Origin of the sequence: Marinobacter sp. LV10R510-11A (assembly GCF_900215155.1) — a bacterium.
Classification (GTDB): domain Bacteria; phylum Pseudomonadota; class Gammaproteobacteria; order Pseudomonadales; family Oleiphilaceae; genus Marinobacter.
The window spans coordinates 2,397,036-2,420,433 of record NZ_LT907980.1; the positions used below are offsets into that span (position 1 = coordinate 2,397,036).

The 23,398-nt window shown below is 53.2% G+C and carries 17 protein-coding genes; 7 read left to right on the forward strand and 10 right to left on the reverse strand.

What is annotated here, in order from left to right; translation table 11 throughout:
* Positions 1 to 14 precede the first annotated feature (14 nt).
* The 8 genes from CPH80_RS11470 to CPH80_RS11505 form a co-directional block, all read right to left on the reverse strand.
* Positions 15 to 1,442 carry an SPOR domain-containing protein gene (locus tag CPH80_RS11470; protein ID WP_096277909.1) on the reverse strand — a complete coding sequence of 476 codons (1,428 nt, stop codon included), beginning with the start codon at positions 1,440 to 1,442 and terminating at the stop codon, positions 15 to 17.
* A gap of 35 nt (positions 1,443 to 1,477) precedes the next feature.
* Positions 1,478 to 2,575: a 3-dehydroquinate synthase gene (aroB, locus tag CPH80_RS11475; RefSeq protein WP_096277911.1), complete on the reverse strand. Its 1,098-nt coding sequence runs from the start codon at positions 2,573 to 2,575 to the stop codon at positions 1,478 to 1,480.
* The gene (gene aroK / locus CPH80_RS11480; RefSeq protein WP_096277913.1) at positions 2,568 to 3,134 is read right to left on the reverse strand and encodes a shikimate kinase AroK; all 567 of its coding nucleotides are present in this window, start codon (positions 3,132 to 3,134) and stop codon (positions 2,568 to 2,570) included. Before aroK ends, aroB begins: the two co-directional genes overlap by 8 nt.
* Before the next feature lie 141 nt (positions 3,135 to 3,275).
* Complete coding sequence (gene pilQ, locus CPH80_RS11485) at positions 3,276 to 5,339, reverse strand: type IV pilus secretin PilQ family protein (protein WP_096281570.1); 2,064 nt, start codon at positions 5,337 to 5,339, stop codon at positions 3,276 to 3,278.
* Positions 5,340 to 5,404: 65 nt separating this feature from the next.
* Positions 5,405 to 5,953, reverse strand: coding sequence for a pilus assembly protein PilP (locus CPH80_RS11490; protein WP_096277915.1), 549 nt, complete (start codon positions 5,951 to 5,953; stop codon positions 5,405 to 5,407).
* 2 nt (positions 5,954 to 5,955) lie between these two features.
* Complete coding sequence (locus CPH80_RS11495) at positions 5,956 to 6,567, reverse strand: type 4a pilus biogenesis protein PilO (protein ID WP_096277917.1); 612 nt, start codon at positions 6,565 to 6,567, stop codon at positions 5,956 to 5,958.
* Positions 6,567 to 7,130, reverse strand: coding sequence for a PilN domain-containing protein (locus CPH80_RS11500; protein WP_096277919.1), 564 nt, complete (start codon positions 7,128 to 7,130; stop codon positions 6,567 to 6,569). Before CPH80_RS11500 ends, CPH80_RS11495 begins: the two co-directional genes overlap by 1 nt.
* The gene (locus tag CPH80_RS11505) at positions 7,130 to 8,194 is read right to left on the reverse strand and encodes a pilus assembly protein PilM (RefSeq protein ID WP_096277921.1); all 1,065 of its coding nucleotides are present in this window, start codon (positions 8,192 to 8,194) and stop codon (positions 7,130 to 7,132) included. The genes CPH80_RS11500 and CPH80_RS11505 overlap by 1 nt, the downstream gene beginning before the upstream one ends.
* Before the next feature lie 196 nt (positions 8,195 to 8,390).
* Between CPH80_RS11505 and CPH80_RS11510 the strand changes: the two genes are divergently transcribed.
* The gene (locus CPH80_RS11510) at positions 8,391 to 10,904 is read left to right on the forward strand and encodes a penicillin-binding protein 1A (RefSeq protein ID WP_096277923.1); all 2,514 of its coding nucleotides are present in this window, start codon (positions 8,391 to 8,393) and stop codon (positions 10,902 to 10,904) included.
* Between the two features lie 58 nt (positions 10,905 to 10,962).
* On the opposite strand, the gene CPH80_RS11515 is transcribed toward CPH80_RS11510, so the two are convergent.
* Both CPH80_RS11515 and rpmE read right to left on the reverse strand, forming a co-directional pair.
* Positions 10,963 to 12,228, reverse strand: a complete 1,266-nt coding sequence (locus tag CPH80_RS11515; protein WP_096277925.1) for a malic enzyme-like NAD(P)-binding protein — start codon at positions 12,226 to 12,228, stop codon at positions 10,963 to 10,965.
* A 226-nt stretch (positions 12,229 to 12,454) separates the two neighbouring features.
* Complete coding sequence (gene rpmE, locus CPH80_RS11520) at positions 12,455 to 12,682, reverse strand: 50S ribosomal protein L31 (protein WP_096277927.1); 228 nt, start codon at positions 12,680 to 12,682, stop codon at positions 12,455 to 12,457.
* Between the two features lie 182 nt (positions 12,683 to 12,864).
* On the opposite strand from rpmE, the gene CPH80_RS11525 reads away from it, so the two are divergent.
* The 6 genes from CPH80_RS11525 (at position 12,865) to hslU (ending at position 23,386) form a co-directional block, all read left to right on the forward strand.
* The gene (locus CPH80_RS11525; protein ID WP_227520128.1) at positions 12,865 to 15,039 is read left to right on the forward strand and encodes a primosomal protein N'; all 2,175 of its coding nucleotides are present in this window, start codon (positions 12,865 to 12,867) and stop codon (positions 15,037 to 15,039) included.
* Positions 15,040 to 15,236: 197 nt separating this feature from the next.
* On the forward strand, positions 15,237 to 18,893 hold the full coding sequence (locus tag CPH80_RS11530) for a hypothetical protein (protein ID WP_096277930.1): 3,657 nt from the start codon (positions 15,237 to 15,239) through the stop codon (positions 18,891 to 18,893).
* Between the two features lie 160 nt (positions 18,894 to 19,053).
* Positions 19,054 to 20,739, forward strand: coding sequence for an arginine--tRNA ligase (gene argS / locus CPH80_RS11535; RefSeq protein WP_096281572.1), 1,686 nt, complete (start codon positions 19,054 to 19,056; stop codon positions 20,737 to 20,739).
* Positions 20,740 to 20,889: 150 nt separating this feature from the next.
* Positions 20,890 to 21,375 (forward strand): SPOR domain-containing protein, encoded by a 486-nt coding sequence (locus CPH80_RS11540; RefSeq protein WP_227520129.1) that lies wholly within the window; start codon positions 20,890 to 20,892, stop codon positions 21,373 to 21,375.
* Positions 21,376 to 21,481: 106 nt separating this feature from the next.
* Positions 21,482 to 22,042 carry an ATP-dependent protease subunit HslV gene (gene hslV, locus CPH80_RS11545; RefSeq protein WP_096277934.1) on the forward strand — a complete coding sequence of 187 codons (561 nt, stop codon included), beginning with the start codon at positions 21,482 to 21,484 and terminating at the stop codon, positions 22,040 to 22,042.
* Positions 22,043 to 22,054: 12 nt separating this feature from the next.
* The gene (hslU, locus tag CPH80_RS11550) at positions 22,055 to 23,386 is read left to right on the forward strand and encodes an ATP-dependent protease ATPase subunit HslU (RefSeq protein WP_096277936.1); all 1,332 of its coding nucleotides are present in this window, start codon (positions 22,055 to 22,057) and stop codon (positions 23,384 to 23,386) included.
* Positions 23,387 to 23,398 lie beyond the last annotated feature (12 nt).

A 23,398-nucleotide genomic window follows, 5' to 3' on the forward strand; every position in this document is an offset into this window, starting at 1 on the left:
ATTTTACTATCTGATCACAAAGCTTCGGTTGTCCGCACCCAAGGAGTGCGCGAAATTAGTGCATCGGGGAGGCGCGAGGCTACTCTTTGGGCCTCTTCCCTAGAAGAATAGTCCCCATAAAACACCATAAACCACGGCTTGCCCTTACGCTCACCCATGGTGTAAACCATCTCATCCAGAGATGGATAGCGGGAAATAACGTTCAGCGCTGTCTGCTCCAGGTTTCCAGCCACCAGCTGAATCGTCCAGCCTTGGCTGCGACTGCGCAGCTGCGCTATGCCCACATACTTACTGGCGTTTTTTGGTATAAAGTCAGGTTCAGGTTCAGGTTCAGGTTCAGGTTCGGGTTCAGGTTCAGGTTCAGGTTCGGGTTCAGGTTCAGGTTCAGGTTCAGGTTCAGGTTCGGGCGGGGTTTCAAGTTCTGTCAATGGCTGGGGTGTTTCGTTTGGCTCCGCATCTTCCGGCACCTCTTCTTCTACCACTTGGGGGCCTATAGTGATGCTCTTACGCACCGGCTCGGGTTTCGGGATGGCCTCCTGCTCCAAAGCGACTGTCTCGTCGTACTGCTGGGATACAAACCACCAAGAACCCCCCAAAAGCAGGAGTGCCAATGCAGGCAAGCGAAGCTGCTTAAAATTGAAACTCGGCCAGCGCTTCTGCTTTGAAGCCTCAGAAACAATGTCGAGCCAAATGCCGGGCGTTACTCTTTTCAACCGGGAAAAGCTGCCATGGCTGAGGTCGTGTATTCGGGCAAGCCGCGCAGGGCTCAGGAGTTCGTTCACCTTGCCGCCGGCTTTGTGCACTCGCGGCTCAAGGTAGGAGAACACTTCCTCCCTAGTAAGTGGGCGCAAGTGAACCTGGTGAACAGCTACCGATGAATCCTCGAGGCCCAGAAGCGTGACAAGACGATCCTCACCGACGAATACCGGAACCGCTGCCTTAGCACGGTCAGCAGCCAGAAAGCCCTCAAGGATCAGTCTCAGGAGCTCAGGCGGAGCACGATCGGCATCGTCAATGAGCAACACCATTCGCTGGCCCTTACCAACTCTGCCTTCCGACCACCGAAAAAAGCGATACACGGCTTCACGGGGGTTGTCGTCTGAACTTGCACCAGAGCGGGCTACCTGCTTAAGGTCTCTTGCCAGTGCACTGGAGCTTGTTATGGCAGCCGCAGACAGGCGATGAAAACCTAACCGTGACGATTCACTGCGCACCAACTCTGCCAACAACCGGCTCCTGCCTGAGCCAGGGGCGCCAGTGAGCAACAGTGCCATATCACCAAAGCCACAAAGATGACGGAGCGCTTCCAAGGCGTGATGGCGCATGCCATCCGGAAAGAACGGCGTATCCATTTCCAATGGGTTATCTCTCAGACCGTATCGCTGCTGTAGTCTGGGGAATAACCCTCCACCATCCAGGCTGTTAAAGCTGTCGTCAGTCACAAAAAGTCCTTGCTGTTCAATGTTACAACGTCTGCTCAGCTTTCCTGCTGGCAGAATGCATTAAGCGTCGCCGTGAGGTTTTCCGGAGACGCCTCCGATGTAACCACCGCATCGCCAACGGAACGAAGCAATACAAGCCTTAACCTGCCGTCGATGTTCTTCTTATCAACGGCCATCAGGCTCATGAAGTCTGCGGGCGTCATCTCCATCGGCGGCTGCGCTGGCAGGCTGGCCCTACGAATAATGTGCACAACGCGATCGTAATCAGCCGGGCTTATCAAACCTTCCCGTGCCGATAGATCAGCTGCCATGATCATACCCGTGCCCACCGCCTCTCCATGCAACCAGTTGCCGTAGCCGGCAAAGGTCTCAATGGCGTGGCCAAATGTATGACCAAGGTTTAGCGTAGCCCGGAGCCCGTTCTCACGTTCATCCTGCGCCACAACATCCGCCTTGCAGGCGCATGAGCGCAATATAGCTTCTGCCAGAGCTTGGCTGTCGCAGGCTACCAACTGCTCAATTGCCCCTTCCAACCAGCCCAGAAAAGCGGTGTCACGGATCAGGCCATACTTGATAACCTCAGCAAGCCCCGCAGACACTTCCTTCGGCGGCAGAGACTGCAGCGTATCGGTATCAATCATCACCACTTTTGGTTGGTGAAAAGCCCCTACCATGTTTTTCCCGAGCGGGTGGTTAATGCCGGTCTTGCCACCCACAGATGAATCAACCTGGGACAACAGCGTGGTTGGGATCTGTATAAACGGCACGCCGCGCTGGTAGGAAGCCGCCGCAAACCCAGTCATATCGCCCACAACACCGCCGCCCAGCGCCACCAGTGTGGTTTTTCGGGTGTGCCGCTTTTCCAGCAAGGCATCAAAAATCAGGTTCAGCGTCTGCCAGTCTTTATGTTTTTCGCCATCCGGCAGCACAACGGTATCCACCGCCTTGCCGGGAAAGCTGGCTTTGGCCTGCTCAAGGTACAAAGGACCGACCACATCGTTGGTCACAATCATTACTTGAGAGCCGCCAACGTAACCAGAAAGGTCGTACTGCCCCAACATGCCTTCGCCGATCATAATGGGGTAACTGCGCTCTCCCAGATCGACCGGGAGTTCATGAAGCAGGTTATACATAGTTACGGCCTTCCTTACGTACTTGCCTTTGTTGTTTCGGCGTTTTCGGATTTATTCGATTAACAAGCTGTCGAACCACAAGCCGGGGGCTTTTGCGATCTGTATACATAATAATATCGGCAAGTTCGGTATATAGCGGATCCCTGACCGCAAACAGCCGGCGCAAAACGCCTTCAGGATCGTCGTTTTGAAGCAATGGCCGGTTCCGATCTTTACGGGTGCGTTCCACCTGTTGCTCTATCGATGTGCGTAAGTAGATGACCACCGCATCTTTTTTCAACAGCGGGTGGTTTTCGGCCCGCATAACCGCGCCACCACCGGTGGCCAAAACAGACTCCGGCTCCGCAGACAGCTCGTCCAGCATCGCTGTTTCACGCAGCCGAAAGCCGCCCTCTCCTTCAACATCGAATATCCAGGGAATATTTGCTCCACAACGCGCCTCGATGATCCGGTCAGAATCAAGAAAACGGTACCCCAGCTCTCGGGCGAGCATCCGGCCAATCGTACTTTTACCGGCGCCCATTGGGCCAATCAAGACAACGCGTTTGGGCAAAGACATAACTTCCGCTCAATAATGTTCAGGCGGGTGAGAATATCACAGGGCTACAGATTGCATAAGCTTCAGGGTTAGCATCACGGACCATACAGACACAAAAAAGCCGCCGGTTTTATCGCGGCGGCTTTTTTTGCTAAGACCTTGTTATTGAACCAAGTCGTTCTTGATGATCTTCGGTGTGATGAAGATCAGCAGCTCACTGCGCTCGTTAATGTGCTCAGTGCGCTTAAACAGACGCCCAAGGTAAGGGATGTCGCCCAAGAACGGTGTTTTAGTGGTTTGGGTGGCGACTTCTGATTGGAAAATGCCGCCCAGAACAACTGTTTCGCCATTGCCAACCAACACCTGCGTGGTCACTTCGTTGGTGTTGATAGAAGGAATGCCCCCAGTCACTTCACCGCGAGAATCCTGGTTAATCATCAGATCCATGATGATCTTGTCGTCCGGTGTAATCTGCGGGGTCACTTCAAGAGACAACACGGCTTCTTTGAACGATACGGAGGTCGCGCCGCTGGATGAGGCTTCCTGATACGGAATCTCTTCACCCGATTTGATAGAGGCTGTCTGGCGATCTGCAGTTACCACTCGCGGCTGAGAGACAACTTCCGCCTGACCATCCGTTTCAAGCGCTGACAACTCGAGATCTACCAGGAAGTTTTTGCTGCCCCAGCCTACCGCGAAGGAAGAAGCGCCATCGCCACTTACACCCAGATCAACAGCCAGCGCGCCTGGGAAGGTAATGCCACCCGTACCGCCACCTGCGGCATCACGTGCTTCGCCCACAGCGCCCTGAGAACCACCCACAGAGAATACGTTGTTCCCGCTTACATCGTAGCCTGCACCACCCCAGCGAACACCTAGGTTTTCTGCCACGTTTGTCTGAGCGCGCACAATGCGGGCTTCGATAGAGACCTGACGAACCGGTACGTCCCAGGTAGACACGAGACGACGAATCTCCTCCAGCTTGCCAGTGCTTTCACGAACGCTGATGGTGTTGGTACGCACATCAGAGGACACAAAACCACGGTCAGTGATAAGCTCTTTGTCTTCCTTGATAAGCCCAACAATATCGCCAGCTTTGGCATAGTTAACCTGAATGATATCCAACCGAACCGGTGCAAGTTCTGCAATCTGCTTGGTCGTTTCCAGTTCAAGTTTCTCACGGGCGGCGATTTCATCGGCCGGCGCAACCAGCAAAACATTACCGATTTGGCGCTTATCCAGCCCCTTGGTTTTCAGAATAAGATCCAGAGCCTGATCCCAAGGCACATTCTGCAATCGCAGCGTAATGCTGCCGCTTACTGTGTCACTGGCTACCAAGTTCAGCCCGGTAAAGTCAGCGATAAGCTGCAGTACGGAGCGCACTTCAATGTCCTGAAAGTTCAGGGAGAGCTTTTCGCCAGAGTACGGGAACTTCTGTTCACGGCGTGATTCCGCTTCCTCTTCAGTCAGCTTTTCGACGCTCACTGTGAACTGACTTCCAGACTGATAAGCGATGTAGTCGTAATTGCCTTCAGGGCGAATTTCAACCACCGCATTGCCGCCTTCAACGAAGGTGTCAATGCGACTTACAGGTGTTGCAAAGTCGGTGACATCAAGGCGACGACGCAGGTCTGCAGGTACCGCAATACCGTCCATTGTAAGGCGAATCTTGCCGCCCAACTCAGAAAGGTCAACGGGTACCCTAGGGCTGCCCAAATCTATGATAACGCGCCCTTCGCCGTTGTTGCCGCGGCGGAAATCAACGCCGGCTAGCGTATCAGGCGTAGAAGCCGATTGCGTAGCCGCCGTTGTTCCAGTTGAGTTGGCTGTAGCCGGAGCAGCTGCGGAATCACTACCAATGGTCATCACAAGAGAGTCGTTATTGCGGACTGTCTCGTAAGGCACAAGCTCAATCAGGTTAAAAATCAGGCGAGTGCGATCCTTTGTCTCTACCACGGTCATGCTCTGGGCATTACCAGATCCAAGCGAAATGCTTCGGCTGTTAAGCCCACTTGTAGTGTCGCGCAAATCTACCGCGATGCGCGCGGGGCGCTCAATGGTGTAACCCGATGGTTTGGGTGGTTGACCATCAAATTTAAGTGTCACTTCCAGGCGCTCTCCCGGTAGCGACGAAAACGACACGTCTTCCAACGTGACCGCATTGGCCAGGCCGGATAACAACCCTAAAGCAATCACGCTGACGTATACATTGAGTTTTCTGAACATCGCTAGCCTCGACCCCGAACTTTTTTGTATATGCATTTTTCTTTCAATCTTCATCCAACCGCTCCTTAGCCAGCGTCCTCGTCCAGGGTCAGAGAGCGAGGACGCTCTACCCAACCACCCTGGCCATTGGGAACGATTTCGATAAGCTCGATCCGGGTTTCACTCACACCGATAATACGGCCGTAACTTTGCCCCATGAAATTCCCGGAACGAACCCGGTGTATACCGCCGGTATTATCCCGGATCAGCGCAAATAGGCTTCCCGACACGCTTTGAAGCGTGCCCACCATACCGAGATTTTTGAGATCAAAGTTCTCAAGCACCTCTTTTGGCCGATCCAAGTTGGGCTCGACGTCACTAACCGGCTTTTCATCGATCATGGTTAGCTGAACATCAATTGGCGCCGCGAACGGTGCCCTTCTGTCTGCTGCCGAATAACTGAATGCCTCGTAAGCGCTGAACTCAGGTAATGGCTCGACATGTCCTCGAGGTTTGGCTCGAGTGTCTGCCATGAACTTATCCAGATCGGAAAAACCGCTGCCCTGGGAACAACCTGTCAGGAGTGTTACCAGACAAACACCCAGCCAGGCCTTTCCCGCATGCTTTGTCGCCATGCTCATTCTCCAGCCCGGTAGCGGTATGTACGAGCAACAACCTGCATATCAAGCTGCTCGTCGTCTCCGCCAGTTGGTTTAATGGTTAAATCATGCAGAGTCACAATTCGTGGAAGGCCTGCGACACTGCTTACAAACGATGCCAGCTCATGATACGAGCCTGAAACACGGATATTGATCGGCAATTCGGAATAGAAGTCGCGCTTTTTCTCGGACTGGAGTTTTACTTCTTGAAGCGCCAAACCGCTACCCAGAGCCGTATTGGTAATATCCTCAAGCAGCCCCGGAACTTCTGTTTCACTCGGAAGCTGCCGCACAAGTGCGCCAAACGTTTCTTCCATTTCGACCATCTGCCCTTTGAAAACCTCCAGGTTCGCGACCCGATAAGCTTTCTCTTCGTAGTTTTTGCGCAGATCCAGCTCGGTCTTCTCAACCCGATCGAGCTGCACGTACTGATCCTTGACAAAGAACCAGTACCCGCCGCCCATGATCAGGCCAAAAATGATCAAAACAACAATGGCCTTGATGGGCGCAGGCCAGATGCCTGCGTTGTTAACGTCAAGATCATTGACGTCAAATTCTTTGAGGCTTTTAAGTGAGTCCGCGAGGCTCATTATTTATCCTCCCCTTCGGGCTCAGGTGTTTTTTGTTGAACAGTCATAGTGAACTGACTGTACCCCGCACGGCGGCCATCCGCCGATGATACATTTGAGAGGTTCGGGCTGGTGAACCAGTCGGATTCATCAAACTGCCGCATCAGTGTTGATATTCGGCTATTCGATTCTGCCATACCAACGATACTCACCTGGTCGCCCGTCTTCTTCAGGTCTGTATAGAAAAGGCCATCTGGCAATGTGCGTACCAGTTCGTCAAAGGCACGAACGATCACCGGGCGCTTGCCTTGCAAGTCCTGGATAACCTTCATACGGGCTAGCAACTCATCACGCTTGTGTTTGAGGCTTTCAATTTCGCGGATCTGCTCATCCAGTTTTTTGGTAGCAGATTCGATATATGCATTCCGGGATTGCTGATACGAAATACCGTTGTCTAGGTTCGAACTCCAGAGGAATGTGAGACCGGCCGCGATAATAGCGGCACCCAAAATCATCACAACAAACTGCTTCTGCTTCTCCGCTCGGAGCTCTTCGCGCCAGGGTCTGAGGTTAATCGTTACCATCAGTCGAAGCTCCTCATTGCCAAACCACAGGCAATCATCAGCGAGGGAGCATCGTTGCTCAGAGCCGATGCGTTAACCCGCGAACCGACCGCCATTTCTGCAAACGGGTTCGCGACCAATGTCGGCGTTCCAGTCTTCTCTTCCACCATTTCTGTCAGCCCCTGAATCGAAGCAGTACCACCTGCGAGCACTACGTAGTCCACCGCATTGTACTGACTGGCGCCGAAAAAGAACTGAAGCGCGCGCGTGATCTGTTGAACTACGGCCTCCCGGAACGGTGTAAGCACTTCGGAATCGTAATCATCAGGCAGCCCACCCTGTTTTTTGGCAAGCCCCGCTTCTTCGACAGACAGGCCGTAACGGCGCTGGATCTCTTCGGTAAGCTGCCTGCCACCGAAGATCTGCTCTCGGGTGTATACCGTTTTTCCTTCCGCTAAAACGCTCAGGGTGGTCATGGTTGCGCCAATATCAACCACTGCCACCACAAGATCTTCGCCCTGAGAGTCGAGCTGAGACTCAACCAAGGCATAAGCACGCTCAAGGGCGTAGGCTTCTACATCTACAATTTTGGTATTGAGGGAGGCAATCTCGAGCGCGTCCTCACGGATATCCACGTTTTCTTTGCGGCATGCGGCCAAAAGCACATCGACCTGATCCGGATTCGTTTCCGAAGGGCCTTGCACCTCAAAATCAATCGCAACCTCGTCAAGGGGGTATGGAATGTACTGATCTGCCTCTAGGGCTATCTGGTCTTCCATTTCAAATTCGTTGAGGCCACCATCCATTTGGATGACCTTGGTAATGACGGCAGAGCCAGACACGGCCACGGCCACCTGCTTTACGCTGGTGCGCGACTTAGAGGCCACCCGTTTGAGAACCTCACCAACGGCCTCTACATCCGTGATGTTTTTTTCGACGACGGCGTTAGCCGGCAACGGCTCGACGGCGTAGCTCTCGACCTTATAACGGTCTCCCTGCTTCGACAGCTCGAGGAGCTTGACGGAGCTTGAGCTTATATCTACGCCCAATACTGCACTGGATTTCTTTCCGAACAATCCGACCACGCGCTCACCCTATACCTGGCTAAATGCACCCGGCTATATGACTTATGTGTTTTTTATTTAAGAGAACTTCTTCATTATTCCGTCTACAATGGTCGCTCTCCTTGAAATGAGAACGATTGCAACGGTGAAGAGTCTCATCCTTACTTAAAGCAATTTCTCAAATGATAGACCTATATCCAACAGTTGTCAGAAAAAAATGTCCCATTTGTTGCGTACATCTCGCCTTTTTGCCTGGTTATTTCTCACCGGTCTGAGTGTCGCCGTTATCGTAGGCTCAGGCTTCTATCTTTACCTTCGTCCTGGCCTCCCCCCTGTCGAACAACTTCTGGAAATAAAACTCCAGACGCCATTGCGGGTGTATAGCAAAGACAACAGATTAATAGCAGAATTCGGTGAAAAGAGAAGGGCACCGATCACAATCGAACAGATCCCAACAATTCAGTTACAAGCCTTTATGGCAGCGGAGGACTCCCGATTTTACGAGCACCACGGGGTCGACATCAAAGGGCTGGCGCGGGCTGCAATCGAATTGGTCTCTACCGGCTCGATCCAATCCGGCGGCAGTACCATCACAATGCAGGTTGCAAAAAATTACTTTTTGTCACGTGATCGGACGTTTATTCGCAAGTTCAGCGAGATACTTCTCGCTCTTCAGATAGAGCGTGAACTCGATAAAAATCGGATTTTTGAGCTATACCTGAACAAAATTTATCTCGGCAACCGCGCCTACGGCATTGCCGCTGCGGCCCGCGTTTATTACAACAAAGCGGTAAACGAGCTCTCCCTTGCGCAAATGGCCATGCTAGCAGGCCTGCCCAAAGCCCCGTCCGCTTACAACCCGCTCGCCAATCCACAGCGCGCAATGATCCGCAGAGACTGGATTCTTGGCCGCATGAAGGAGCTCAGCTTCATAAGCGCCGACGCCTACGAGCTCGCCATCCAAGCGCCGCTTACAGCAACCTACAATGCCACTGAAGCGGAAGTCGATGCCGACTATGTCGCGGAGATGGCCCGCGCCGAAATGGTCGGGCGCTTTGGCGACGAGGCCTACACCGACGGCTACACTGTTATATTGACCGTCGACGGCACAGAACAGCAAACGGCAACAGATGCCCTCAGAAGCGGGCTTGAAGCTTACGACCGCAGACACGGATTCCGGGGCCCGATCGGCCAACTAGATGCCGAAACCCTGGGGGGCGGAGACCTGTCTAGCGCCATGCTGAACTACCCTAGAATTGAATCCCTGATGCCTGCAGTTATTACAGCAGTCAACGATGACAAGGGCGAAGCTAGCGCCCACGTTCGTCGGTTTGGCCCGGCTATAATGCCGTTCGAGTCCATGCAGTGGGCCCAGCGCTATAAAACAGAAAACTTGACCGGCCCTAAACCGGAAAAGCCCTCCGATGTTGTCAGCGTGGGTGACGTTGTTTACGTTCGGGTAGAGGAGCTACCGAGCGCGCCGACAATGCCCTCAGAAGGCGAACCCTCAGACAATGCCGCGCCCGGAACTGTCGAGTCGGTCAGGGTTTCGCTCATGCAGGTACCCCAAGCTGAAGGCGCACTGATCTCACTCGAGACAAAAACAGGCGCCATTGAAGCCCTCGCCGGCGGTTACAGCTTCGGCCAGAGCAAATACAATCGCGCCATGCAAGCCAGGCGGCAACCTGGCTCAACCTTCAAACCGTTCCTGTATCTTGCGGCTCTGGAAAGCGGCATTACGCCCGCAACAATCTACAACGACGCACCGATTGTGTTTGATGATTCGGAACTCGAAACCGCATGGCGCCCGCAGAACTCCTCCGGACAGTTCTATGGCCCTACCACGCTTCGCGAAGCGTTATACAGCTCACGAAACCTGGTCTCCATCCGGCTGCTCAGGGATGTCGGCGTGCCTCAGACGCTGGATTACCTTAAGCAACTCAAGGTTCCCACTGAGAACATGCCCAAAGACCTATCTCTCTCCCTGGGTAGCGGACAGCTATCACCCATGGAACTCGCCAGAGGTCTAGCCGTTATCGCCAACGGAGGCTACGACGTCGAGCCTTTCCTGATTCAGAGCATTACGGACGCTAACAGCGAAACAATATACCAGGCCCCGGAAGTCATCCTTTGTGACACGAACTGCAACACGACTGAAAATGCCCCAGCAAACCCTACGGGCGGAACTGACATCTCTCGGGCTATCACAGCAAAAGCTGCACCGGAAACGCGAGTCATGCGACGGCTCGCAGATGAGCGTTCTGTTTATATCCTGCACTCAATGCTTCGGGACGTGGTCAAACTCGGAACCGGACGTCGTGCTCTGGCTCTCGGCCGAGATGACATCGCAGGCAAGACAGGTACAACCAACGAACAGCGGGATACCTGGTTCGCCGGCTTCAACCACAACCTTGCCACCACCGTATGGGTAGGCTTTGACCAGCCAGCCCCCCTGGGCCGCAGAGAGTTCGGCGCAAGCACTGCCCTGCCCATCTGGATGGACTATATGAAGGTAGCGCTGGACGGAATGCCCCCGACCTTTATGCCCAGGCCAAACGGTATCGTTAACATCCGCATCAACGCCGAAACCGGTGAGCGTGCAAGGCCCGGCGAGGAGGGTGTTTTCGAGATATTCAAGGAAGAAGATGCGCCCGCGCCACTGGCCGCGGATGATATGGGACCGGGTGGCACACGCGGAAACGGGGATGACCTCTCGCGCCAGATTTTCTAACCACAAAAAAACCGGCGGGATCACCGCCGGTTTTTTTATAAGCTCATAACGTCATCGATCAGATGATGTCGGCCATGCTCTTCAACGGATAGTGAGCTGGGTACTCCTTACGAGCAACGCCAGAATCCACAGCGGCACGGGCCACGGCAGCCGGAACAACTTCCAGCAGGCGAACATCCATGGGCTTGGGAATGATATATTCTTTACCAAACTCGAAGCTGTCAGCGCCGTAGGCTTCGCAGATTTCCTGCGGCACCGGCTCTTTGGCAAGCTTACGAATGGCATCTACCGCAGCCACTTTCATCTCTTCATTGATGCAGCTCGCACGAACGTCGAGCGCACCACGGAAGATGAACGGGAAGCCAAGAACGTTGTTCACCTGGTTCGGGTAGTCTGAACGGCCGGTAGCCATGATCAGATCGTCTCGAACTGAGTGCGCTATCGCCGGATCGATTTCCGGATCCGGGTTGGAGCAGGCAAATACAATGGGATTCGGCGCCATCTTCTTGAGCTGCTCACCGCTTAGAAGGTCTGGACCTGACAGGCCGACAAACACATCAGCCCCTTCCATTGCATCGTCCAGAGTACGCTTGTCAGTATTATTGGCGAACATGGCCTTGTACTGATTGAGGTCATCGCGACCTGAGTGGATCACACCCTTGCGATCGACCATAAAGATGTTTTCAGAGCGAATGCCGCAACTGATCAACAACTTCATGCAAGCGATTGCAGCAGCACCGGCGCCCAAGCAAACCACTTTCGCTTCTTCAATTTTCTTACCCTGCAGCTCAAGCGCGTTGATCATGCCAGCCGCTGTAACAATCGCTGTACCGTGCTGGTCATCATGGAAGACGGGCACATTGCACTTCTCGATCAGCGCGCGCTCAATTTCGAAACACTCTGGTGCCTTGATGTCTTCAAGGTTAATACCACCAAAGGTGTCGGCAATACGCTCAACGGTTTCAATGAACGCCTGCGGGTTTTCGGTGTTGACCTCGATATCGAACACGTCAATCCCCGCAAAGCGCTTGAACAGTACGCCTTTGCCTTCCATTACCGGCTTGCTTGCCAGCGGGCCCAGGTTACCCAGACCAAGAATCGCAGTGCCGTTGGAGATAACCGCCACAAGGTTGCCCTTGGCAGTGTACTTGTAGGCGTTCTCCGGGTCCTTTGCGATCTCGCGAACCGGTTCGGCAACGCCGGGGCTGTATGCCAGAGCTAGGTCACGGGCGGTCGCGGTCGGCTTGGTGATTTCTACACTAATCTTTCCAGGCCGCGGCTTGGCGTGATATTCAAGGGCTGCTTCTTTCAGATCTTGAGACATTGCCACTGTTCCGTTTGTCACGTTAAAAGATAATAAGCCTTCAGGGGCAAGAGCCTACCTAAAGGAGCGCGACATTATGGCGCGCCTATCCCAAAACGACAAGGGGCCATCGAACAAATTATGATCAGTCAATACGGCCAATTGCGTACGATCAAGAAATAAACGGTTATTTTTGGCCATGCACAAAAAAAGCGCCCTCAGGCGCTTTTTTAACTCTGCGACAGGATTAGTCTTCTTTCTTACCGCCAGCGATACGACCACCAAAACGCTTCTGGAACTTGTCAATACGGCCACCTGTATCCATAACCTTCTGCTTGCCAGTGTAGAATGGGTGACACTGTGAGCAAACATCAAGCTGCAGATCTTGATTAAAAGTAGAACGGGTCTTCATCACGCTACCGCATGAACACGTTGCAGTGATCTCGTTGTACTTGGGGTGAATACCTTCTTTCATGGGGAACCTCTGTGGGTTATGCCGCCACCTGATCACGGGGCGATCATTGTCGCCCTGGTGCCAGGCACCGCATATTTGAATCAATGGAAAAGACCGGGCACAATCCATGCCCTGCCGGAAACAGACCGCGAATCTTACTTGCAATTATCCTGGCAGGCAAGCCTTACCACAAGGAGCACTCAGTGCCACCCACCGCACGAATTGCACTGAACCGTCCACTCAGAAGGCTATTCGATTATACCGTTCCGCCGGGGCTCACTCTAAAACCGGGCCAGCGCGTGAGAATTCCCTTTGGGCGCCAGCAAGCCATTGGCCTGATTGTGGAAACTGATATTACCCCACCCGAAGGCATCATCCTCAAACCTGTCCAAAATGCCCTGGAAGACTGGCCTGCTTTGCCCAAAGAAACTTTTAAGCTGCTGAGCTGGGCTAGCGATTATTATCAGCACCCACTGGGTGAATGCCTATTCACCGCCCTCCCCCCAGCATTACGACGGGGCCGGCCAGCCATCGAGAAGACCGAAGACTGGTGGCAGGCCTGCGGCAGCAGTGCCACTTTGCCAGCAAACGCCCACAAGCAGAAAAACTTGCTGGACTGGGTTGCACAACATGAATCTGGTGTAAAAGGCAGCGACACTGTTAGAGCGGGCTTCACCCGGGCTCAGCTTAAATCCCTGAGCGACAAGGAATTAATTCGGGCGGTAGCGCCTGCGGAGGTAAGCACTCAAGGCCAGAAATACAATGAAACCGTAGCGGCTCCAGAGCTATCCGCTGCACAGCAAGAAGCGGCCACCCAGCTCCCGCCCCCCGAGGACGGCTTTAGCGCCTCCCTTCTATATGGCATCACTGGCAGCGGCAAAACAGAGGTTTATCTACATTACTTAAAAAATAATCTCTCATCCCAGGATCAGGCGCTGGTACTGGTTCCGGAAATAAACCTGACACCGCAAACCGTTGCCCGGTTCCAGCGCTATTTTGGCGAGCGCATTCTCGTGTGGCACTCAGCCCTGAACGACAGCGAGCGCCTGAACGCCTGGCTGAAAATCCGCAACGGGGAGCCAATTATTCTTATTGGCACCCGCTCTGCCGTATTGCTTCCGTTTATTGGGCTGAAAACCCTGATCGTAGACGAAGAACACGATAGCTCTTATAAGCAGGGCGAGGGCTTTCGTTACTCAGGCCGAGACGTAGCTGTATATCGCGCTCACCTGAACCGCTGCCCGGTTATTCTGGGTTCGGCTACGCCTTCTCTCGAGTCTTACCACAATGCCCTTGGCGGAAAATACCGACTTATCCGGCTTGAAGAGCGTGCAGGGAACGCCCTGCCACCCTCCATCAGCCTACTGGACATTCGCAGCCGACCGCTTGAGGGAGGCCTCTCCCGCCCTGCACTACAGGCACTTAAACAAACTTTGGACAGCGGCAACCAAGCACTGGTGTTTGTAAACCGTCGGGGCTTTGCCCCGGTAATGATGTGTTTTGACTGCGGCCACATGGTTGAGTGCCCGCGCTGCGACACACGCCTTACCTATCACCGCCGTGACCGGGCGATGCGATGCCATCACTGTGACTACCAAACCGCGGCAACCGAAACCTGCCCCAAGTGTAAAAGTGAAGCCTTCAAGCCGGTTGGCCAAGGCACCGAGCAAACGGAAGATATTCTCGCGGCCAGCTTTCCGGATACGCCCATCGTTCGTGTCGACCGGGATAGCACACAGCGCAAAGGCAGCATCCAGAGCATCTTGAAACAGGTACACACCGGAAAACCCTGCATCCTCGTGGGAACCCAGATGCTAGCCAAGGGCCATGACTTCCCAGATGTAACCCTGGTAATTGTAATAAATGCCGACGGGGGGCTTTTCAGCATCGACTTCCGGGCTCCAGAGCAATTGCTCCAGACACTACTGCAGGTAAGCGGTCGGGCCGGGCGTGGCACGAAAATCGGCAAAGTGGTTGTACAAACGTGTCACAGCGACCACCCCCTCCTCAGAACGCTCTGCAATGGCCGCTACCTGGACATGGCGGATCAACTTCTTGAGGAACGCGAAGCCGGACAGTTTCCTCCGTTTCGCTCCATGGCAATCTTTCGCGCCGAAGCGGAAACCATGGAACACAGCCTGCAAATACTGGATCGCATAAAACCACTCACTAACGCACCGGGCATCGAAACCTGGGGCCCGTTACCCGCATTGATCGCACGCCGGGCCGACAGATACCGAGCGCAACTTGTACTAAACACCGACAATCGGTTGAGGCTCAATAGGCTGCTGACCGGCATTTGCCAAACACTCGAACAAGAAAGAACACCCAAAGGTGCGAAATGGATGATTGATGTGGATCCCCAGGAAACCGGCTAAGCCGCCCTGATTCAAAGGGCTAAGCCGTGTTACAAACAATTGCACAAATGAATACTAATCAGCATTGTGAGGATAGAACCTATGCTATGCTTTTCGGCAAATTATAATCGAAACCTATAAATGTACCTTAGCTTGCAGCGTTCACGCGGGGAATACGCATTTAGGGGCTTGTGCTGTAACGGAAACTGGAGAAAAAAATGTCAAGGAAATTTCTTGCGCGTGCGTCGGCGTTGTCGCTGGCGGTATTTTTAGCCGCCTGTGGTGGCGACGATAGCTCTACCCCACTTGCCGGCATTGGTTCGGATAATCCTGACACATCACCGGACACGGGGCAGGATGACGCTGATACCAATACCCCAACACCAACTCTTTCAATTACCGCTAACCCTGCAGAAGTGACCGCTGGCAACAGTAGAAGAATTACCATATCTGCCTTCGACACTAACGGTGAAAAAGTAACTGAAGCAGCCGACCAAGTTGTTCTTGGCTCAGTGTGTGCCAACTCCACCGATGGCGGTATCGCAGCAACATTTGAAAACAACAATCTGAGCATTTCTGAAGGCTCTGTCTTCACAAATTACACACCAACGGAAGCTTGCATCGGTACCGATACCATCAGTGCTCGCTGGAATGGTAATGACGAAGTAAAAGCAGAACTTGACATTACGGTACAAGCGGCACCTCCGTCTCCCGGTTTGACACCCACTCTTTCAATTACCGCCAACCCCTCGCCAGTCATCGCTGGCAATAGCAGCCAAATCACCGTATCGGCTGTTGACGCTAACGGGAATAAAATAACCGGAAATAACCAAGTTACCCTCAACTCTGTGTGCTTTGCATCCAATACCGCGACATTTGACAGTACGAATTTGAGCATTACTGAAGGAACGGTTTTTACCAACTACACACCATCAGAGGCTTGTAGTGGCACTGACACCATAAGCGCTCGCTGGAATGGCGACGATGATATAAAAACAGAAGTTGTCATTACAGTGCAGGAACCACAAACTCCTGTGCGCACTATCTCTACTCTCACAATTACCGCCAACCCTGCAGAAGTGACCGCTGGCAACAGTAGAAGAATTACCATATCTGCCTTCGACACTAACGGTGAAAAAGTAACTGAAGCAGCCGACCAAGTTGTTCTTGGCTCAGTGTGTGCCAACTCCACCGATGGCGGTATCGCAGCAACATTTGAAAACAACAATCTGAGCATTTCTGAAGGCTCTGTCTTCACAAATTACACACCAGCAGAAGCTTGCGTTGGGACCGATACCATCAGTGCCCGCTTGAATGCTAATGACGAAGTAAAAGCAGAACTTGAAATTACGGTGCTAGAACCTCAGAGACAGAATCTCCAGCTTGGGTACTTTGATAGCAATGGTGATTTCATCGCTGGAAAAATCAAGGCTAACCTCACTGCGTTAACAATCACGAGTGACGAAAGCGAGCCGCGCAAGGCGAGCCTGGAGGTTGCTGTGGTTGATACGAAGAACAGCAACTCTTTAGTTTTAGACAGTGACAACCAGATTACATTTTTCTCTGCCTGCGCGAGTTCTGGAGACGAGTGGGCACAAATTACACCACCAACAATATCAGCCGAAGCCGGCACGGTACTTGCCGAGTACACACCTAACGAAAGGTGCATAGGTGAAGATACCCTATTCGCCAGACTTAATGATAACTATGAAATTAAGGCCGACGTTACCTTCACCAATACGCCTGAAGTAGCAACCCCGGCTCCTGTGCTTAAAGTGGGCTCTTTCGACGGCGATAATTTTCAGCTCGATGTCATCGGAGCGAGCAACCCAGTCTTAACGATTCCTTCTTCGGGTGTAGCAGAAACTCAACTTCGGGTAGCAGTAGTCGATCAGACCGACACTAAAATAATCGGGACATCATATAATGTCGCCTTCACGTCTGTATGCCTCGACGCTGGCAGAGCGACGATAGACGACACAACCGGAATCACTGACAGCGGTGAAGTTCTGGCAACTTACACAGCAAGCGCAGAATGTCTCGGTACAGATACCGTCTACGCTATTGTTGATGGCAACAATGAGCTTAGAGCATCAACCGATCTCTTCGTATCGACAACGTCTTTGGCTCTGGGCTCACTAGACGGTGCCGGCCTTTTTGACAAGGGAGTTCTGCGTACCGGTAGCAGTGAGCTTGACTACAATACCAACGCATCACCTGAAACCGAGATTCGTTCGGTTGTTGCCAAGGTTGACGATCAAGGCAACTTTGAGGTTTTGGCCGGAGCGGAGATAAACCTCGAGTTTTTCTCAATCTGTTCTGACTCCAACCTTTCCACGATAACAAGCAGTGGAACAACACAGTCGGGTGAATTAATTAGCACCTACACAGCTGATGGCTGCGTAGGAACAGACACAATATATGCCCGCATTGCCGGAACAACGGATCTTGCGTCTGCCGAGATAACCATCAAGGCAAAAGAGGGGCTGGATCTCCAGCTTGGGCACTTCGACAACTCCGGCAACCCATTCAGCGAAGGCGTGATTGGCAATGACCGTGCCACCGCACTGTTGCCTGGTGCACAAACCAAGCTGTATGTCTCCATTTTAGACGGTGCTACAGATGAGCAGGTTCAGGGGCAGCCACTGACGGTGGACTTTGTATCCTTGTGTGGTGAGCAACCCGGCGCCGAGTCACCGCTGTCTACCAACACGAGCACTATCAGCCTGGGCTATACAGAAATTCTGTACACAGCCAAAAGCTGTGGCAATCTGACAGAAGACACAATCACCGCAACGCTTACGGGCGCAGAAGGCTTGTCAGCAAAAGCTGAAGCGAAAATCACGCTCGATAAAGCTCCTGCTAACTCACTTACGGCCGGGTTACCGACGCCCAACTCCATTGCTCCCGCCTTTTTACCAACTGACGGTCGTGAAACTACTTCAGAACTGAAGTTTCAGCTGAAAGATAATGATGGCAACGGCCTTCCGAACGAGACCATTGCCTTTCGCCTGGACAACCCAGCTAGCGTTGATGTAGCCGACCTTTCGCCGGTTGATAGCGGTATAACCGATGCCGACGGCTTCGCTACCGTTGAAATCAAAGCTATCGAAAACTTTGACAACGTTGTATTCCGGGTTATTGCCAGCTATGACGACGGCAGCGGCAACACACTGGAAGCATATTCAGCGCCGATCGCCGTTAACTCGAAGCTGCCATACGCCGATAGATTCTCCATCAGCACCAGCAACTTTGCACCAGATACCCGCGGGATTGATGGCGTTCAAGTTCCGCTAACCTTGCTGGCGGCGGACGACGAAGGCAATCGCATTCGTGGCAATACCGTGGTCAACTTCAGAACAGACATCGGCAGCATTGAACCGGAGTGCGTTTTGGATGACCAGGGTCGTTGTTCCGTTACCTGGGAAAGCCTGGGCATTAACACAAATTATGCTGAAATAACGGCCTATACCCATGGCCGCCTGGCGGATGGTAGCACTGGAGAAATCGAGACCAAGGTCCGCATGTTGATGACAACATCCACAGGTGTGACTGTATCTTTGAATTCAAATACGATCCCTGCAACAGGTGGCGAGTTCTGTGCCGAAGCCTCTGTTGACTTGGGTAGTCCTAGCAGCGACTACTCTCCACCAGTTGGCACAGAGCTGACGTTTGAAGTAACCAACGGGACACTTCTTCCCACCTCTTCCAGCAGCTATACACTGGGATCATCCTCGGCTTTGCTGGATGAACCATACAGCTTTACTGGCTGCACCTTTATAGAGCCTGACCCAGCTAGCTCAGAGCTCATGAAGCTAACAGTGACTGTCACTACACCGGGAGGCAGCAGCGATTTCGACCGCGCGAGCGAATAGCTCACTTTGATAAAAGTAAACTAACGAAACCAAAAAGCCCGGCCTCGCGCCGGGCTTTTGCTTACAAAACGAGTTTCCGCGATAATAGCGCCCATCGAATTTCCGGTGGGCGTTTTTGCTTACCGCCTCCTCATTTTTGCAACCCGAGCCGTCCAACAGCATGAAAGAGATCGTTTCCGACCTGCTCCAGTCCGCGCTGGCTTCCCTTCAATCTGAGGGTACGCTGCCTGCCGACCAGACCTACACGCCGCAAGTGGGCAACACCAAGGATAAGTCCCACGGTGATTACGCCTGCAACATTGCACTGGTTGCTGCCAAAACGGCGGGCTGTGCGCCTCGCAAGCTGGCTGAGATGCTGATCGAGAAGCTGCCGGAAAGCAGTGCCGTGGAGAAGGTGGAAATTGCCGGCCCCGGCTTTATCAACTTTTTTATGAGCACCTCCAGCGCGTTTGAGATCGTGAATACGATTCTCGATGAAGCCGGACAGTTCGGCCGAAACAGCAACGGTAAGGGTGAGAAAGTTCAGGTGGAGTTTGTTTCTGCCAACCCCACCGGCCCGCTGCATGTGGGCCATGGCCGGGGCGCGGCCATTGGCGATTGCCTTTGCCGCCTGCTGGAAGCTAACGGCTATAACGTTACTCGGGAGTTTTATTACAACGACGCTGGGGCGCAGATCAATAATCTCGCGCTCTCGGTACAGGCTCGCGTTAAAGGCCTGACACCCGAACACGAAAGCTGGCCCGAAAACGGTTACCGCGGCGACTATATTACCAATGTTGCCAATGTTTACCTGGCTGGTGGCACCGTGACCGCAGATGACCGTGAAGTGACCGCCAGCGCCGATCCTGAGGATCGCGCCGCCATTCAGGAATTTGCTGTGGCTTATCTGCGCCGTGAGCAGGATTTGGATCTCAAGGCCTTTGGCGTTCAGTTTGATATGTATTTTCTGGAGTCGTCCCTGTACCAAGACGGCAAGGTAGAAGCTACCGTAAAACGCCTGCAGGAGAACGGTTACACCTATGAAGACGGCGGCGCCATGTGGTTGAAGACCACAGAGTTCGGTGACGATAAAGACCGGGTGATGCGCAAACAAGACGGCGGCTACACCTATTTTCTGCCAGACGTGGCCTACCACTTGGACAAGTGGGAGCGCGGCTTTACCACCGTAATCAACGAGCAAGGCGCCGACCACCATTCGACCGTTACGCGGGTTCGCGCAGGGCTACAGGCATTGAACGCGGGCATCCCCCAGGGTTGGCCGGATTACGTTCTGCACCAGATGGTTATGGTTACCCGATCTGGCCAGGAAGTGAAAATTTCTAAGCGCGCCGGTACTTACGTGACCATCCGCGACTTGATCGACGAAGTAGGCCGGGATGCTACGCGTTTTTTCCTCGCGGCACGGCGTGTCGACTCTCAGTTGACCTTCGATATCGACTTGGCCCGCTCCCAGACCAATGAAAACCCGGTGTATTACATTCAGTATGCCCATGCGCGCATTTGCAGCGTGCTGCGCAAGCTGGCAACGGAAGGTGTTGATCGCGGATTCAATGAGTGCGTGGGCGATTTGTCTTTGCTCACTCTGGATGAAGAAAAGGAACTGGCAAACCAACTGGCAAAATATCCCGAATTGATTGCCAGCTCTTCCGCCCAGCGCGAACCGCATCACCTTACGCATTACCTGAGGGATCTGGCTGGCCAGTTTCACACCTATTACAACGCCCACAAAGTACTGATTGAAGACACAGCAGTACGTGATGCCCGTGTAAGCCTTTACCTTGCTGTGCGCCAGGTAATCGACAATGGGCTTGGCCTATTGGGCGTAAGCGCACCAAAAGAGATGTAAGTAGCAACAATGGCCCAAGATTACGCTCGAAAAAAACGGTCGGCCACGCCGTCCACCACGTCAAAAGGAAAGCCGACCAAGGCTGCGCGCGCCCCTAAAAAGCGCACAAAGCCTGCGGCACCGGCTCGCTCCCAGCGTGGTGGCCTATCCTTGAAGTGGATCTTATCCTTGGCTACGGTCGGCGGTTTTATCGGGTTTATTGTCTACCTGAACTCCGTACCACCCAGCACCGGGCCACAACCTGCTGCCGAAAATCCGGCACAACAACCGGCGGAAAAAACCGCTAAGCAGCAAGAAAAGAAGCAACGCTTCCGGTTTTACGACATGCTTCCCGAATCGGAGGTTATCCCCTCCAATGTCGACGAGTACGCCCCCGACCCATCCAAGCAGAACTTCGATTATATAGTGCAGTCCGGCTCTTTCCGCAGTAAAGAAGACGCAGAGCGCCAGCGGGCACAGATTGCGTTTCAGGGTCTCAGAGCTTCGGTACAACATATTGAACTCGATAGCGGTTCTGTGTGGTACCGCGTGAATGTAGGCCCGTTCACTTCACGGAGCCAGATGAGCTCCGCCATGGACAAGCTTGTGTCTATCAACATTCAGCCGCTTGCCCGGAAAATCCCAAAGGCGAACTAGCCGTTCTCGAAAGCGCCGCTGCCTCATGCATCAATCCCACTTGAATTATCCTATCCTGCCTCCATAACTTGCCAATACTGATTTTTATCCGGCAATTGGAGCCAGAATGACTACCATACTTTCCGTCAGACGCGATGACGAAGTTGCCATGGGTGGCGACGGCCAGGTTTCTCTGGGCAACACCGTAATGAAGGGTAACGCCCGCAAAGTTCGCCGTCTTTACAACGGCAAGGTGATCGCCGGTTTTGCAGGTGGCACCGCAGACGCCTTCACTCTATTTGAGCGCTTTGAAGCCCAGCTTGAGAAGTACCAAGGCAACCTAACGAAAGCAGCCGTTGAACTGGCCAAAGACTGGCGCACAGACAGGGCGTTGCGACGACTGGAGGCGCTTTTGGCCGTGGCGGATGAAACCGCATCTTTAATTATTACTGGTAATGGCGATGTGATCGAACCTGAACAGGGGTTGATTGCGATTGGTTCTGGCGGCCCGTTTGCTCAGGCATCAGCCCGCGCACTGCTTGAGAACACCGATCTTTCCGCCCATGATATTGTGGAAAAAGGTTTGAATATAGCTGCGGATATCTGCATTTATACGAACCACAACCGCACCATTGAAACGCTTTCTACCAGTGTAGCCGCCACAGAACCACCCTCCAAAAACGATTGATCCGGAGCAAACATGTCTGCAATGACTCCCCGTGAGATTGTTCACGAACTCGACAAACACATCGTGGGCCAGCAAGAAGCCAAGCGAGCGGTGGCAATTGCCCTAAGAAATCGCTGGCGCCGCATGCAATTGGACAGCAGCCTTCGCGATGAGGTTACGCCAAAGAATATTCTGATGATCGGCCCCACCGGCGTAGGTAAAACCGAAATTGCCCGCCGCCTGGCCAAATTGGCCGACGCGCCTTTTCTGAAAGTGGAAGCCACCAAGTTTACTGAGGTGGGCTACGTGGGGCGCGATGTGGAATCCATTATTCGCGATCTAGCGGACATGGCCGTTAAGATGCTGCGCGTTCAGGAAATGAAACGTCACGAAGAGCGCGCGATGGACGCTGCTGAAGAGCGCATTCTGGATGCTTTGATACCGCCAGCCAGAAGCTTTAACGAAGAGAGCCAGAAGCCTGTTGAGGACTCGTCCACGCGCCAGATGTTCCGCAAGAAGCTGCGCGAAGGTGAACTGGACGACAAGGAGATCGAGATTGATCTGCGTAATTCCGGGGCCGGCGTTGAAATCATGGCGCCTCCGGGCATGGAAGAAATGACCAATCAGTTGCAGAGCATGTTTTCCAACATGGCTTCTGACAAATCCAAGCCCCGGAAAATGAAGGTAGCCGATGCCCTTAAACGGGTGAAGGAAGAAGAGGCAGGCAAACTGGTCAACGAGGAAGCGATCAAGCAGAAAGCCATTATTGCAGTAGAACAGAACGGCATTGTGTTTCTCGATGAAATTGACAAGGTAGCCAAGCGCTCGGAAAACACCTCGTCGGATGTGTCTCGGGAAGGCGTTCAGCGAGATCTTCTGCCTCTGATTGAAGGCAGCACTGTGAGCACTAAATACGGCTCAGTGCGCACGGATCATATTCTGTTTATAGCCTCAGGCGCGTTTCACCTGTCTAAGCCATCGGATCTGATTCCGGAGCTTCAAGGCCGTCTGCCAATCCGCGTGGAGCTTCAGCCTCTTAGCCCAGACGATTTCAAACGCATTCTCACAGAGCCGGATGCCTCGCTGGTTCAACAATATGTGGCTTTGATGGCAACTGAGGGCGTTAAGCTAACGTTCAACGAAGACGCCATCGCCCGCATTGCAGAGATTGCTTGGAAGGTGAATGAAACCACTGAGAACATCGGTGCTCGGCGCCTTCATACGGTTCTGGAGCGGCTGCTGGAAAGCCTGTCGTTTGATGCAGGTGATCACGTAACGGAAGTGTTTGAAGTGACCGTTGATTACGTAAATGAAAAGCTTGGAGAACTGTCGGAAGACGAGGATTTGAGCCGCTATATCCTCTGATTCGCGAGCGCG

Excerpts from the sequence above, each read along its gene's own strand:
- aroB (WP_096277911.1), bottom strand. The coding sequence starts at position 2,575 with ATGTATAACCTGCTTCATGAACTCCCGGTCGATCTGGGAGAGCGCAGT.
- aroK (WP_096277913.1), bottom strand. The coding sequence starts at position 3,134 with ATGTCTTTGCCCAAACGCGTTGTCTTGATTGGCCCAATGGGCGCCGGT.
- pilQ (WP_096281570.1), bottom strand. The coding sequence starts at position 5,339 with ATGTTCAGAAAACTCAATGTATACGTCAGCGTGATTGCTTTAGGGTTG.
- CPH80_RS11490 (WP_096277915.1), bottom strand. The coding sequence starts at position 5,953 with ATGGCGACAAAGCATGCGGGAAAGGCCTGGCTGGGTGTTTGTCTGGTA.
- CPH80_RS11495 (WP_096277917.1), bottom strand. The coding sequence starts at position 6,567 with ATGAGCCTCGCGGACTCACTTAAAAGCCTCAAAGAATTTGACGTCAAT.
- CPH80_RS11500 (WP_096277919.1), bottom strand. The coding sequence starts at position 7,130 with ATGGTAACGATTAACCTCAGACCCTGGCGCGAAGAGCTCCGAGCGGAG.
- CPH80_RS11510 (WP_096277923.1), top strand. The coding sequence starts at position 8,391 with ATGTCCCATTTGTTGCGTACATCTCGCCTTTTTGCCTGGTTATTTCTC.
- CPH80_RS11515 (WP_096277925.1), bottom strand. The coding sequence starts at position 12,228 with ATGTCTCAAGATCTGAAAGAAGCAGCCCTTGAATATCACGCCAAGCCG.
- rpmE (WP_096277927.1), bottom strand. The coding sequence starts at position 12,682 with ATGAAAGAAGGTATTCACCCCAAGTACAACGAGATCACTGCAACGTGT.
- CPH80_RS11530 (WP_096277930.1), top strand. The coding sequence starts at position 15,237 with ATGTCAAGGAAATTTCTTGCGCGTGCGTCGGCGTTGTCGCTGGCGGTA.
- argS (WP_096281572.1), top strand. The coding sequence starts at position 19,054 with ATGAAAGAGATCGTTTCCGACCTGCTCCAGTCCGCGCTGGCTTCCCTT.
- hslV (WP_096277934.1), top strand. The coding sequence starts at position 21,482 with ATGACTACCATACTTTCCGTCAGACGCGATGACGAAGTTGCCATGGGT.
- hslU (WP_096277936.1), top strand. The coding sequence starts at position 22,055 with ATGTCTGCAATGACTCCCCGTGAGATTGTTCACGAACTCGACAAACAC.